Source organism: Olsenella absiana, from assembly GCF_036408855.1.
Taxonomy (GTDB): domain Bacteria; phylum Actinomycetota; class Coriobacteriia; order Coriobacteriales; family Atopobiaceae; genus Olsenella_K; species Olsenella_K absiana.
The window spans coordinates 43,548-57,728 of sequence record NZ_JAZGJQ010000001.1 but is presented as its reverse complement, the minus strand read 5'-3'; the positions used below and the strand labels follow the sequence as shown (position 1 = coordinate 57,728).

Sequence of the window (14,181 nt, the reverse complement as noted above, 5' to 3'; positions counted from 1 at the left end):
ACGACCGAACCAGCCGAGGTGCAGCCATGAACTACGCGGAGATCAAGTACTGTGACATCGCCAACGGACCCGGCGTGAGGACCACCCTGTTCGTCTCCGGCTGCAGGCTGCACTGCCCCGGCTGCTTCAACGAGTCGGCGTGGAGCTTCACGGCGGGCGACCCCTTCACGCGCCAGGTGGAGGACAAGATCATCGAGTCCATGGAGCCGTTCTACGTCGACGGCCTCTCCGTCCTCGGCGGCGAGCCGACCGAGCCGGAGAACGCCGCGGCCCTCGCACCCTTCCTCAGGCGCGTGCGCGAGCGCTTCGGCACGGAGAAGAACGTCTGGCTGTACAGCGGGCGCACGCTCGAGGAGCTCCTGCCCGGCGGCTTGCACGGCTCCGAGGACCTGTCCTCGATCCTGGACTGCGTCGACGTGCTGGTCGACGGCCCCTGGATCGCCGCCGAGCACGACATCAGCCTCCGCTTCCGCGGCTCGGCCAACCAGCGCCTCATCGACGTGCCCGCGACCCTCGCGGGGCACCGCGAGGGAGTCCTCTCCGGCAACGAGGCCGTGCTCTGGGAGGACGAGGCCGTCTACACCACGCACACGATGGAGTAGGGCGCAGGGCGACGCGCTGGCGGACGTCCTTCTCGCCCGGCGCGCCTTGCACCCCCGGCGCACCTTGCGCCCCCGGCGCGGACGGCGGCCCTACGCGCCCTCGCCGCGCTCCACGTGGAACAGCTCGTCAGCGAGCATGAAGCGCTCCCCCACCGCGACCATGGCGTGGTCGTTCACCGGCAAAAGGCCGCTCCTGAGCACGACGCCGTTCTCCGACCCGAGGTCGAAGATCTCCACGCCCCTGTCGCCGCAGACGACGGAGGCGTGCATCCTGCTGATGCCGAGGTTGCCCAGGACCTGCACGTCGCAGGCGGACGAGCGACCGATCACGTCCTCGACGCCCTCGTCCAGCGGGTAGCGCTCCCCCGTCGACTCGCGCACGAGCCAGAACGCCGGACCGGCGCCGCCCGCTTGGCCCGGCGCCGAGACGCTCCCCGTCGGCACGTCGTCCGCATCGCCCATGTCGCCGAAGCTGCCAGGCGTCGTGTTGCCCAGGTCGCCCGTGGCCCAGGGCGCGTCGAAGTCGCTCGGGACCTCGAGGCCCACGCCGTCCGGGTCCGTGGCCGAGAAGCGCCCGTCGCCCGCGTCCGCATCCGTGGGCGCGCCGCCATCGGCCCCGGCCGAGCCCTCGCCGCCGAGACCGCCTGCCACCTCGCCTGCCCCGCCCCAGGTGTCGTCCCAGGCGCTGGCGCCCTGCGAGAGCGAGCCCCTGAGCATGGTTCGAGGCACCTCACGCGGCACCGCGCCGCCCCGACCGGCACCTCCCGCCACGGCGGCCCCCGCCACGGCGGCCGCTGGCGCCTGCGGCACGGCGGCCGCCCGCGCGCCTGCGGACGCCGCGTCCGCGCGCTCGCGCCGCGGGCGCACCTGTTGCCTCGCGCCGGTCCTGACGCCGTACTCCGCCTCGAGGAAGTCCAGGTAGGCCGCAGAGTCGAAGCTGCGCATGGAGTCGAGGAGACGCACCAGCCGCTCCGCGCGGCGCATGTCCTCGTCCGAGATGAACCTGAGGGAGCGCCCCGTCGCGAGGTGGTGCAGCAGGTCGCGCGCGTCGGGCGGCTTGAGGAGCCGGGACCTGCGCACCACGGGCACGACGATGAACCTGAGCGCGCCGTCGCCCAGCGCGAAGACGTGCTGCGGGCGGAAGTCCGCGGCCGCGAGCGAGCACGGCGCGGACTCCAGCGCGGAGGCGAGGTCCGCCACGGAGAAGAGCATGGCCTCGTACTGCTGGCGCGAGACGGCGTCGGCCCGCAGGAGCTCGGGGAGCGTCACGAGCCCGGTCACGTCGTAGAGCAGGGCGGGCGGCTCCGCGCCGGCGGCGCCCCGCACGCCGGGGCCACCCGCCCGTACGCGACGCACCTCCAGCAGGCTCCTGTCGCGCGTGCGCTCGAGCCACGCGGCAAGCCCCTCGTCGAGCTCCTCGTGGCGCGAGAGCTGCACCTCGATCCAGCGGGAGCGCGTCTCGCGGTCCCTGTAGTCGCGAAAGCGCATGAGCGCCCCTCCTTCCGTGACCCGGGACGGCTCCTACCCCTCGGGGCCGACGACGAGGATGGTCAGGTTGTCGCCCTCGCCGAGGCTGAGATCGCGCTTGATGACCCTGTGGCAGGCGAGCTCCAGGTCCTTCTCGCCCGCCTCCGTGAGGGGCGAGAAGGCCTGCGTGATCCCGGCGGCCTCCTGCAGGTGCCAGGCGCCGTCGCTCACGAGGACGAAGAGGTCGCCCGGCTCGTAGGCGCCCTCGTAGAAGATCGGCAGGATCGACTCCTGCGAGCCGATGGCCTGCAGCAGCACGCTGCGCCGGTCGGACGTGCGCGCCTCCTCGCGCGTCATGCGACCCTGGAGCACGTCGCGGGCGGCGAGCGTCTGGTCCTCGGTCACGAGGCGCGCCGAGGTGGGCGTCACGTGGTAGACGCGCGAGTCGCCCACCTGCACGGCGAGGAAGCGCCCACGCGCGCAGAGCAGCGCCGAGAGCGTGGTGCCCATCTTGCCGCCGTGGGCGGCGGCGTAGCGCAGGATCGAGGCGTTCGCGCTGGCGACGAGGTTGTCGAGGGAGTCCATGACCCGCTGGGAGCAGATGCCGTCGCCGGCGGAGGCCGCGCCGGCGGGCGCCGCGTCCTTCTCGCCCGAAGCCGCGCCTGCCTCGTCCGGCTCCGCGAGGACCTCGTCCAGGGTCTCGGAGAACCAGCGCTCGACCGCGCGCACCACGGTGGAGCTCGCGACCTCGCCCTGCGCGAGGCCGCCGACGCCGTCGCAGACCACGCCGAGCGTGACCTCGCCGAGGCTGGTCGAGCGGACACCCGAGCCGTGGGAGTCCTGGTTGGAGCGACGCCTTCCCTGGTCGGTTACAGCTGCGATCCGTGCCATGCTAGAACGCCTCCGGATGGTTCCTGAAGAAGAGGATCATTTCGTTGGTGAGGCTCGACGTGTCGGCGAGGCGCTCGGGGATCTCCGAGCGGTCCGCCCACACGCCGAGCCTGAGCTCGCTCCTGTCGAGGGTGATACGCGGCGTGCCGTCGAGCTCGCAGAAGAAGCCGGCCAGCAGCGTGTCGGTGAAGGACCACGGCTGGTCCTTGTAGTAGCGCAGGTGCTTCACGCGGATGCCGACCTCCTCCATTACCTCGCGGCGGCAAGTCTCCTCGAGCGACTCACCGACCTCGTTGAACCCGGCCACGAGGGCGTAGTTGGTGTACTTGCGGCCGGCGTACTTGGTGAGGAGGATCTTGGAGCCGTGCGTGACGCCGCAGATGACCGCCGGCTGGATCTTGGGGTAGATCACCCTGTCGCACTGGGGGCAGCACAGCTCGCGATTCCTGTCGACCCTGAGGGTGGGATGTCCGCACCTGCCGCAGAACCGGTTGTCCGCATACCAGTTGCGAAGCTGGTAGCCCGTGATGCAGGCGAACGCGCGCCAGCGCGGCCGGGCCGACCTCAGGGCCGAGACGGGCTCCCAGCCGAGGCCCGGCGGGACCGGCGCGTCCTCGTCCTCCGAGAGGTAGAAGCGGGTGTCGTCGATGGTGAAGAGGAAGGTCAGCCCCGCGGGGTCGACCTCGCCGGCGAACTCGGAGACGAGCGGGAGCTCCAGCGCGGGCGCGGGCGCCGCGCCGGAGGCTCCGGCGGAGCCCGAGCCGGCGGCTGCGGCAGCGACCCCGGCGGCGCCCTCGCCCGCCGCGCCGCGCACGAGCACCGCCCCATCGCGGTAGCGGAGCAGCACGTCCGAGGGCCGGGCGGGCAGCGGGCGGTACGAGTTGTCGAAGCGGTGCTCGCCGATATCCTGGATCAAGGTGCCCTCCGAAGCCCCGTCCGCCCTGGCCTAGTGCCAGGCCTCCTCATAGCCGGCGCATCGTACCTGGGCGGTGCCATCAGTCGAGTCGCTATTGTAGGCCCCGCGGCCGGGACGTGCGCGACCCGGCGCGAGCGCACGAGAAACACCAGAAGGTGAAAGCGACCGAAAGACGACAAGACGAGGCGACAAGGGCTATAGTCATACGAACTTGATGTCGACAGATTGAGGACTGCATGCCCAAATACGTACTGGTCGCAGAGACGGGATCTGACATCCACGCGGACACCGCGCGCGAGTACGGCATCGTGGTCGTCCCCATGCACGTGAACTTCGGCGGACGGAGCCGCGACGACGACAGCTTCCCTCCCGAGGAGCTCTACGAGAACTTCGAGGAGACCGGCGAGTGCCCCCGCACCGCCGGCTGCTCCCCCGCCGACTTCGCCCCAGTCTTCGACAGGATCCACGCGGACGAGCCCGACGCGCAGATCGTCTACCTCGCCTACTCCGCAGTGACCACCGTCTCCATGGAGTCGGCCCGGATCGCCGCGGAGGGACGCGACTACGTGACCCTGATCGACACAAAGGCGGTATCCTCCGCGCAGCGCCTCATCGTCACCAACGTCGCCCGCTGGCTCAGGGAGAACCCCGACGCCACCCCGTACGACATCCGCGAGTTCGTGGCGGACCAGTCGCGCCGCATCCGCTTCGCCTTCCTCCCCGGCGAGCTCAAGTTCCTCCGCGCGGGCGGGCGCCTCACCAACGCGGCCTTCCTCGGCGCGACCCTCCTGCGCATCAAGCCCACCATCGAGATGGTGGACGGCAGGCTCGTCGCCACCAAGAAGCGCACCGGCTCCATCCGCAAGTGCATGACCGAGCTCTGCGAGCACTTCTGCACCCGCGAGCCCATGGACCTATCCCGCGTCTGCTTCACCTACACCTCCGGCGACGAGCCGGACGAGAGGGTCCGCAAGGCATGCGAGAAGGTCGTGCGCCACCACGGCGCGCAGGAGATAGAGTGGGTGAAGTCCGGCTGCGTCATCGCATCCCACTCCGGTCCCAACTCCTTCGCCATCACCGCGCTGGCGGCCAAGGACTAGCGAAACCCGCGAGGGGCGCTGCCCGCCGGACCCCACCCCTCGCGGGTTCCGATGGCTCGGCCCCTGCCAGCCCTACCCCGCGACGTGGCGGTAGGGCGCCCCGTGACCACCCAGGACCAGCCACTCGCCCGCATCGAGCATCCCGAAGAGGGCCTTGCGCTCCCTCCTGCTGAGCTCGGGGTTCATATCGACCGAGACCATGAGGTAGGGGGCGAGCGAGTCGAAGCGCCTCTGCTGCTTCGTCTCGTCGTGCACGTTCACGAAGATGTCCCCCGAGACGCAGACGCGCTGCGCGCGGTCGACGAGGACGGTCTCGCCGGGCACGTGGCCGCCCGCGCCCTGCCAGACCTCGAAGCGGAACGGCGGGACCTCGAGCCAGGCCTCCTCTCCCGCAGCCGTGTAGCACCGCGCGATCGGGTCGTCTGAGAAGCGGTCTTTGTGGCCGATGCAGGAGAACCTGCCGTCGACGACGGGCGGCTCGTAGGAGGTCAGGACCTTGGCGATCTCCTCGTAGGCGCGGTGCAGGGGGTTGCCGGCGCGCAAGTTGGGCTCGCCCGCCGCCTCCATCCCGAAGTTGTCCAGCACGTCCCTCACCGCGTACACGGCGTCGAAGAGGTCCGTGCAGCCCGCGTGGTCGATGTCTGCGTGCGTCAGGAGGAGCTCCTTCCTACACCCGTCCCAGTCCGGGAAGAGCGAGCGGTAGAGTCCTTGGTACTCCCGCCGGAAGGCCCTGTAGCCCGAGTCGATGCAGAGCAGGCGCCCCTCGGCCTCGAGTATCCACGTGTTCGAGCCGGCCGGCGGCTCCACGCACGTGCAGCGGACGCCTCCGGGCGTCTCGAGGCGCGTCACCCTGGTCGCGCGCGCGAACGCGTCGCCCCGGTACTCCTCGATGCCCGACGCGAAGTCGTCGAGGTACTCGAAGGGCTTGAAGGGGTTGGCGCCCGTGCCCTCCAGGCTCTGCACGATCCTGTTCGAGTTCACCAGGACCGTGTGCTCCTGCTCGGCCGAAAGCCCCAGCCTCCCGCCCATCCCACGGGCGAACGAGAGGTAGAAGTAGGAGTTGTCGATCACGTGCCGGCTCTTGTCGTAGGGCACGACGCGCGTGGGGCAGATCCTCCTCGCCTCGGCCAGGAAGGGGTCGAGGTCCTCCGCCTGCTCCACGTAGACGCCCACGAGCACCTTCTGGTCACCGGGAGACGTCACCCTCGCGTCGCAGAAGGTGATGTTGAAGCCGTAGCCGTAGATGAGCTCGAGTGCCGGTACGAGGGCGCCCACGGAGTCCCCCACCGTGAGCTCGAGCAGCGCCACCTCGCCGACCTCGGCGCTCGAGTCGAGCACCCCCATCTCGTCGAGGGAGGCGTCGGCGTCCGCGAGCGCGGCCCCCGTCCCCTCGGCGTCGACGAAGTAGGTGTGCGGGTCGACCACGGCGTTGTGGCTCACCCGCTTGACGTCCATGCCCGACTCCTCGAGCGCCCGCATCACGGAGAGCAGCTCCCCCGCGCGGTCCGGCAGTATGACGACGTATGTCTTCCTCATGAGCCCTTCCCTGCATAGCTCCCTGCATGCCCGCGGCGACCCCGCCCGCCGCGTCCGGCGCGGCAGCTCCGGCCGCGCCCGGCGCCTCCCGGCGCCTCGCCTAGCTCGCGTGCCCCTCGAGGCCGAGGGTCTCCGCGATGCCTCTCCTCGCCGCGTCGGGGTCGAGGTAGCGCCCCTCCCCCGCCACCTCGAGGCCCCCGAAGGTGCCGACCTCGAAGTCATAGACGCGCGGCACGCCCGTCGGCACGTTGATCGAGCGGATCTCCTCGTCCGAGACCCCCTCGATCACCTTGATGAGCGAGCGGCAGACCGACCCGTGGGTCACCACCAGGACCGTCTCGCCCTGCAGCAGGCACGGCGTCACGAGCGCGTGCCAGAACGGGGTGAGGCGGGCGATCACGTCCTTGAGGCACTCGGAGCGGACCTTGCTCGGGTCGATGTGGTCGAGCCCGTCCTGGGCGACCATCCCGTAGCGCACGTCGCGCCCGGTGAAGAACTCCGAGTCGAGGTCGATCTCGGGCGGCCGCACGTCGAAGCTGCGCCGGTAGGTCCTGAAGAGCTCGTCGCCGTACCTCTCGCGCATGGCGGGGCGGGTCTGGCCCTGGAAGGAGCCGTAGTGCCGCTCGTTCAGCCGCCAGGTGCGGATGACGGGGACCCACATGCGGTCGACCACGTCGAGCGCGAGGTCGGCGCTCTCTATCGTCCTGCGCAAGACCGAGGTGAAGAGCGCGTCCGGCAGGATCCCGGCGTCGCGCATGAGCTCGCCCGCATGGCGCGCCTGCTCGCGGCCCCGCTCGGTGAGGGGGACGTCGACCCAGCCCGCGAAGCGGTTGACGGCCTTGTCGGTCCAGGTACTCTCCCCGTGCCTCATGATGACGAGCCTCGCGCAGGACATTGCATGACTCCCTCCAGCTCGGACGCTTCCCCCATAGAAGATACCGCAGGCACGCCCCGCCCCGCGCGATCGCCGCGACGGTGCGCCCCGCCCTCCGGCACGACCCCCTCGCCCTCGGGCGGCGATGCATGGTGTGCGACGGGACGCTCGGCTCCGTCCGAGCTCGTCCCCTCCCGGCGGGGCGGCTCGGGCGGTGCAAGGGGCAGGGGGTGCCTGAGGTCGAGCGTGGGCTCAGAGGCGCACCCGTGCGGCGCCGGCGCGAGGATCGGGTTGGCCACCAGGGTGGGGAGCGACGCGGGCGACGGCGCCGTGGTGGGCGCCGTCGCAGATGCGGGCGGCGTCGTCGGCGTACAGGGTGGGCGCGCGAGCCTCGGCTCGCCTCGCCCGACCGCGGGCCGAATCTCGCGGGCGACCCCGGCACCCACGCCGGGACGCTCCCCTCTCCCGCGCGGCGCGACCCCCGGCCACGAGGCGGAGCGCCCCTGCGTCGCGCGGAGGCGGCCGAGCTCCTCGCGCGCACCCCTGACGTCGTCTTTGAGGTAGGCCCTCGCGGCGTACGCGCCCACGCAGAGGGAGGCGAGCATGAGCGCCGCCCCCAGCGCGAGAAGGACCTCCTGGACACCAGGCGCACCCTGCATCTTCCCCACCTCACCCCTTCAGACGTACGGTCGGGTTGCCAAAGACGTCCTCCACGTTCCTCCTGACGCCCTCGGCGCCCAGGGTCACCTCCATATACATCGCCCACGCCGACTCGCGGTTGGCATGGGCGAAGCCTGAGAGCGAGCGTGCCTGCTCCTCGACCCGCCGCGCCAGGGCCTCCACCTCCTCCCTGCTCACGCCCGCGCGCCTCATCCCCTCGAGGTGCGCGGGCGAGGCGAGAGCCTCGTGCGCCATCTGGCAGAGACGTAGGGCGACGATGGGCTCGCGGCTCGCCTCGTCCCCCACCGCCGCCTGTCCCAGGGCCGAGTTCAGGGTCCCCCAGAGGGAGGCGTAGAGCGCGGTGGCGTCCCTCCCCTCCCTCTGCGCCTCGACGAGGGCGAGGTGGAAGGTGGCGATGGTCTCGTAGTCGCCCGCGCGCGCGTACTCGTCGCAGCCATCCGTGACCACCAGACCCCGGAAGTCCCCCCTCTCCTCGTCGCAGGCCCCTCGTGCGAGCCTGAACCACCCGGCGGCGCGACTGGCGCGCTCGAGGGCACACCGTCCCGACCCCACGTCCGCGGTCCCGCCGCCCTCGGACGGGTCGTAGTAGCACAGGAAGAGGATGCCCACGTCGTAGCAGACGCGGGCGAGCCGGTCGCTGCCCCCAAGAGCGCTCCCCCACTCCGCCCAGGTCGAGGCCCACCGCCGCGCCTCGGCCTCGCCGAACGTCCCGTCCTCCTTGTAGGCCGCCACCAGCGCCTCGTACGCCGCGGCGTCTCCCGGCGAGGTCGAGATTGCGCGACGGAGCGCCCCCTCCCGCGCCTCCGCGTCCTGGGCCGCGGTGGCCTCGCGCATCAGGCCCTCGTACGAGCGGGTCCGCGCCACGACGGAGCCGGCGAGGCACGAGGCCGACGCCGCGAGCAGCGAGCAACCCAGGGCGACCGACGCGCGGAAGCGCCGGAGCCTGGAGCGCAGGGCGGCCCGGTAGGCGCACGTCAGCCTCTCGTGGTGCTCCAGGTCGAGGCGCATCTCCGACATGTCCTGGTAGCGGAGCTCCCGGTCCGCGCTGGTCGCCCTCGCGATGACGCGACCGAGGCCCTCGGGGAGCCGGGGGTCGTCGAGTCGGGGTGCCCACTCCCCCGGCGACGCGCCCGAGGCGCCTGTCGGCACCTCCCCCGTCAGGAGGGAGTAGAGGGTCATCCCCAGCGCGTACACGTCTGCACGCCCATCCAGGGGCAGCCGCCGGAGGCCCGGGTCGCCCATCTGCTCGGGCGCCGCGTAGCCCCGCGAGCCCACGAGCCTGCCGTCGCCCGAGCCGTCCGGGGCGAGCTCCTCGGCGATGCCGAAGTCGACGAGCCTGACCGTCCCGTCGTCTTTCGCTATGACGTTCGCCGGCTTCAGGTCCCTATAGACGACCGGGGGCTCGCGGTGGTGGAGGTAGCCCAGGACGTCGCAGAGCTGGAGGCCCCAGGAGACGACGTCCGCCTGGTCGAGTCCCCCAGGCGACTCTGCCATAAGCGAGGCGAGGGAGCGGCCCTCCACGTAGTCCATTACCACGTAGGGGCTGCCGTCCGCAAGCTCCGCGATCTCGACCACGCGCGGGATCGCGGGATGGTCGAGGCCCTTCATGAGGTTCGCCTCGTCGAGGATCGCCCTCCGGGCGGCCTCGCCCTGTGACGCGGGCACGTCCCGCCTCACCTCCTTGACCGCCCAGAGCTTCTGGAGCCTCGCGTCCCTGGCGAGCCAGACGCGGGACATGCCGCCCGCGCCGATGCCCGCGAGCACCTCGTACCTGCCGCCGACCACGTCGCCTACGCCGATTCCCATCGCGGGCCTCCCTCCCACGGATCCGACTGCGGGGCTAGCCCCGCCCTTCCCTCTCCTCGGACCTCCCCGACAGACGCCCGCGTCGACGGCGGAGCCATGCAACGAGGCCAGTGGCCGCCGTCAGGGACGCCGCGACCTCGGGCACGAGGGTGGACACGTAGACTCGGCCGCCGGCCGCGCGCGTCCTCCTGCCCGCGTAGTCGCAGACCTCCACCTCGAGCTCCCGTGACGCGAACGGCCGCGCGTAAATCCGCGCGACGTAGGTCCCCGTCCCCGCGGAAGGCCCCGTAACCTCGACCGGGACCCCGTCCGCCGAGGCCGTGACCACGTCCCCGTTGCTGATGTCGTCACGGACGCGGATCTCGACGTCGCACCATCTCCCCACCGCCACGCCGGCGGGCGTCGACACCCCCTCCACCTCAGGGCCCAGCTCGTCGAGGGTGAAGGAGAGGTCCGCGCTCTTCGCGTCCGCCGTCCCCGTCTCCAGGTCCACGTCCCAGTAGCCCGCGGTCGTGCTCACGTTGCCGGCCCTGTCCCGCGAGGAGAGACTGACGCCGTAGCTTCCCTGCCCGCCGTCGCCTGAGTCCGAGTCGCTTCCCAGGCCGAAGTTCCCGCTGCCTATCCGGTAGACGCACTCGGTCCATCCGACGCCCCCCGCCCTCCCCGAGCCTTCCGCCTCCTCGAGGCGCCAGCCGGCGTCGTCCTCGGGGGCGGGCGCGGGCGTGCGGGCGATCGGGGTCGTCCTGTTCGCGTACTCCTTCACGACCTCGCTCTCCCCCTCCCTGATGCCACAGACGCTGACCTCGCGCACACAGATCGTGGGAGGGCTCGTGAGCAGCACGTTGTTGCCTAGCTCGACGTCCCCTTCCCCGTCCGTCGCCTCCACGACGAAGTTAGAGCCGAACCTGTTGACGGAGAAGGAGACCTCGGCGCCCGCCTCGTTGCCCGCAAGGTCCTTCACCCGCACGCGCATCTCGTACACGTCGTCCGCCGAGGGGTCGTAGGCGGCACCCCCCTCCTCTCCCATGGAGCCGAGGTCGCGAAACCGCAGCTCCTCACCAGTTGAGGTCGCGCGTCGAGCCTCGACGGCCAGCTCGGCGGTGGAGTCCCCCCGCCTCGCCCCCACGAGCTCGTAGGATACCGACCCCTCCTCCAGCCCCACGCCGTCCGAGACGACGAGCGTAGGGGCGACGACGCCGTTGTAGGCGCCCCCGTCCTCGAGGGCGACCGAGCCGCCCTCCCCCGACGGGCCCACCACCTGGGCGACCCCGCCCAACGTGATGCTGGGGGCGGAGGAGTCGACGACGAAGTCGGGCTCCCTGACCTCCTCGGCGACGTTGCCGGCGAGGTCCGAGGCGCGAACCGCAAGGTGGTGGGCGCCGTCCTCCGCGAACCTGACCTCGCACCAGTGGTCGTCTCCGTCGTCGTGCCAGGGCTGGCGCGACCCGTCCGTGTCCAAGGAGACGAGCCCGGCGTCGAAGTTGCGCTCGGTCACGTGGACGGTGGCGGTCCGGGGCCTGTCGTAGTAGCTGCCGTTCCTCGCCTCTCCGGAGTCCCACGAGACGCTGATCGCCGGAGGGGTCCCGTCGATGGTGAACTCGCCTATCTCCGCAGGGGCGGACTCGTTGCCCGCACAGTCCACGAGCCGCGCGCTCACGAGGTAGCGCCCGTCCTCTCCGATCGTCTCCTCATGGGCCCAGGAGGAGCCCACAGGCGAGAAGGCGGCTACCGCAACCGTCCGCTCTTCACGCTCGCCCGTCACGCCCACGCGGACGACCCTCATGACCACCCGGCCGGGGTCGAGGAGCCTGAGGTAGGGGAAGTTGCGCTCCGTGACCGTCGCGCGGACGGCCCTGGGGCCGTCGTAGTACGCGCCCGCCTCGGCCCCGGAGAGGGCGACCTCGGGCACCTCGAGGTCCTCGACGAGCTCGAGGGGATGCCCCAGCCCCTCGATGGGCACGTTGGCGAGGGGCTCCTCGCCGCCGCGGTCGCTCGATACGGACCCCAGCGAGGCGAGACCCCACGTGCGCGAGTTGCCCACGAGGTCCGAGACGACGAGGAGCGAGGAGCGGTCCATGGCCGCGCCGGCGGAGGCGCCCGCGAGCGGGACCTCGACCCTCGCCCGAGGCAGTCCCCTCGCCCCGCCGGCGTCAGAGGCGCCGCCGAGGCCGCTCGCGTCCACCCCGCCCAGGAGGTGGTTGTCTTCCAGCCAGAACGTGAGGCTCTCGCGACGGTTGAAGAAGACGTAGGAGCCCCCGCCGAGCACGGCGCTCGGCGCCCCGCCCAGGGCGGCCCGCACGACGCGCGGGGCGCTGCGGTCAACCACGAAGGGGCCTCCGCCCGCGGCGGACGCGTTCCCCGCGAGGTCACGCGCTGAGACGGTCGGCTCGCTCAGCTCCCCGCCCGCCTCCCCCTCCGCGGGCTCGTCGTAGGTGACCTGCTCGGAGAGCGTGACGGTCCCGTCCTCGGCGGTCTCCCTCGCCCAGTCGAGGGGGTCCGGGAGGGACGGCGAGCCCACGCCGGGGACCACCCTCAGCGAGCCCTCGTCGAGGTTGCGGTCAGCTATCGAGAGGGTGACGCCCACCCTCGTCCGGTAGAGGTCGACGCCGCCGAACCTCGCGTCCGCCTCGGGGCGGCCCACGGCCACGGCGGGGAGCGTCCGGTCTATCACGAAGCCGCCGCACGAGACGGGCTCGGCGGGGTTGCCGGCACCGTCCGTCCCCGACACCTCGATCGAGTAGGTGCCGTCCCCCTCGAGGCGCACCTCCTGCTCGTGCACGTCCCCTCGGTCGACCCAGGCGGAGGGGACCTCCGTCGAGGTCCGCCCGCCGAGCGACCTGCGCACCACTACGCGCATCGCACCAGGGTCCCAGTTGCGCTCCCGCACGACGACGCGGGCGGTGCGTGCCGCGCCGTAGTGCACGCCGTCCGTGGAGGGCGCCTCGTCGGCCCAGCTAAGGCCGACCACGGGTCTGGTCGTGTCCACGAGCAGGTCGCGGAAGATCGCCTCGCCCACGTTTCCCGCCTCGTCCCTCGCCCGCACCGTGAGGCGCCCATGGCGGCCCTCAGGAAGGACGGCCACCCAGAGGCCACCCTCCCACGCCACCGGGAGCTCGATGCCGTCGAGCTCCGCCGAGACCGCGGAGAGCCGCTCCTCGTCCACGGGGAGGGCTACCCTCTCCTCCCCGGCTCTGACGCGCGCGCCGCGAGCCTCGAGCGCAGGACCCACGCCCGCTGCCCTGAGCGGCGCGCCCACGACGGGCGCCGTCGTGTCCACCACCGCCGCACCCTCCGCCACGCACGCTCGGACGGCGCGGCCGGCCCCGTCCCTCGCGACCACCTCGAGTCCCACCGGGCCGTCCGGGAGGCGGACCGTCGCGGAGCGGACCCGCGCCTCCCCTCGTTCGTGCGCCCAAGCGACCGGGGAAGCGGGTGCCCCGGCGGACGTGGCCACGCCCGAGCCGCCCTCGTCGAGCGAGGCGTCCTCCACCACCACCCGGACGCGCGCGTCGGCGAGGAGGAGCCCCGCGCCCGCGTCGAGTCCGAGGAGGTCGACCTCCCTGCCCGCGAGGTCGTGCGCGTACGCCGCTAGCACGCGGGGCGCCCGCGCGTCCACGACGAAGGACCCCTCCCCCGAGAAGGCGGCGGCACGCGCCTCCCCCGTGGGGCCCCTCCAAGCGACCTCCAGGTCGGAGTACTCGCCCTCCTCGGAGAGCGTCACGCGTGAGGCGAGCGCACGCGCCCGCTCGTCCCACAGCCATTCAGCCTCGACCGGCACGACCGACCCGTCACGCCTCACGGTGACCTCGGGCGGCTCCGCCGCGGACGTGGCGCCCACCACCCTTATGTCGACGGAGCGCGAGCGGAAGACCCCGGGCGCGAGCAGATCGTCGACTTCGGGTTCGATCTCCACGCACGGGGCGCCGGCGGCGTCCGGGGCCGTGGCCCTCGCACCGCACGCGTCCCCGGCACCGTCTCCCGCTCCCGGCGCCTCCTCGGCGGCGCGCGGAGCGGCGACGGCTGTCGGGGCCTGCGGCAGGGGAAGGGGCGACGCGGCCATCACGAGCGAGAGCAGCCCGGCGAGCACTCCACGGCCCGTCGAGGGGAGGCACAGCCCCTCCGAGCCGACGCCGTCGCACCCGGGCGCAGGCGCACCCAGGCCGCCAGGCGTATCCGCGGGCCGGCCGAACTCCCCTCTGCCCCGTCCGCTGCCGCGTCGCACAGCCTCTCGTCCCTCGTCCCTGAGCCCCATGGAAAGCCCCTCCCCCTCGGGCCCGGACGGTTCGTCCGGGCGTGGGAGACCATCCT

General features: G+C 72.4%; 9 protein-coding genes. 2 read left to right on the top strand and 7 right to left on the bottom strand.

Annotation, left to right across the window (positions count from 1 at the left end):
* The first annotated feature begins 26 nt into the window (after window positions 1-26).
* On the top strand, window positions 27-602 hold the full coding sequence (nrdG, locus tag VXJ25_RS00205) for an anaerobic ribonucleoside-triphosphate reductase activating protein (protein WP_330957188.1): 576 nt from the start codon (window positions 27-29) through the stop codon (window positions 600-602).
* Window positions 603-692: 90 nt separating this feature from the next.
* Here nrdG and VXJ25_RS00200 read toward each other — a convergent pair whose 3' ends face one another.
* The 3 genes from VXJ25_RS00200 to nudC are packed head-to-tail and all read right to left on the bottom strand — an operon-like array spanning window position 693 to window position 3,876.
* Window positions 693-2,090: an FHA domain-containing protein gene (locus VXJ25_RS00200; protein ID WP_330957187.1), complete on the bottom strand. Its 1,398-nt coding sequence runs from the start codon at window positions 2,088-2,090 to the stop codon at window positions 693-695.
* A 33-nt stretch (window positions 2,091-2,123) separates the two neighbouring features.
* Complete coding sequence (locus tag VXJ25_RS00195) at window positions 2,124-2,960, bottom strand: PP2C family protein-serine/threonine phosphatase (RefSeq protein ID WP_330957186.1); 837 nt, start codon at window positions 2,958-2,960, stop codon at window positions 2,124-2,126.
* Between the two features lies 1 nt (window position 2,961).
* A complete protein-coding gene (gene nudC, locus VXJ25_RS00190) occupies window positions 2,962-3,876 on the bottom strand; it encodes an NAD(+) diphosphatase (RefSeq protein ID WP_330957185.1) in 915 nt (304 codons plus the stop codon).
* A 236-nt stretch (window positions 3,877-4,112) separates the two neighbouring features.
* Between nudC and VXJ25_RS00185 the strand changes: the two genes are divergently transcribed.
* Window positions 4,113-4,976: a DegV family protein gene (locus VXJ25_RS00185; RefSeq protein WP_330957184.1), complete on the top strand. Its 864-nt coding sequence runs from the start codon at window positions 4,113-4,115 to the stop codon at window positions 4,974-4,976.
* A gap of 72 nt (window positions 4,977-5,048) precedes the next feature.
* Here VXJ25_RS00185 and VXJ25_RS00180 read toward each other — a convergent pair whose 3' ends face one another.
* The 4 genes from VXJ25_RS00180 to VXJ25_RS00165 all read right to left on the bottom strand — a co-directional run bounded on the left by VXJ25_RS00180 (window position 5,049) and on the right by VXJ25_RS00165 (window position 14,125).
* Window positions 5,049-6,512, bottom strand: coding sequence for an MBL fold metallo-hydrolase (locus tag VXJ25_RS00180; RefSeq protein ID WP_330957183.1), 1,464 nt, complete (start codon window positions 6,510-6,512; stop codon window positions 5,049-5,051).
* Between the two features lie 100 nt (window positions 6,513-6,612).
* Window positions 6,613-7,407: a 2,3-bisphosphoglycerate-dependent phosphoglycerate mutase gene (locus tag VXJ25_RS00175; RefSeq protein ID WP_330957182.1), complete on the bottom strand. Its 795-nt coding sequence runs from the start codon at window positions 7,405-7,407 to the stop codon at window positions 6,613-6,615.
* 648 nt (window positions 7,408-8,055) lie between these two features.
* A complete protein-coding gene (locus tag VXJ25_RS00170; RefSeq protein ID WP_330957181.1) occupies window positions 8,056-9,873 on the bottom strand; it encodes a serine/threonine-protein kinase in 1,818 nt (605 codons plus the stop codon).
* Between the two features lie 34 nt (window positions 9,874-9,907).
* A complete protein-coding gene (locus tag VXJ25_RS00165) occupies window positions 9,908-14,125 on the bottom strand; it encodes a hypothetical protein (RefSeq protein WP_330957180.1) in 4,218 nt (1,405 codons plus the stop codon).
* Window positions 14,126-14,181 lie beyond the last annotated feature (56 nt).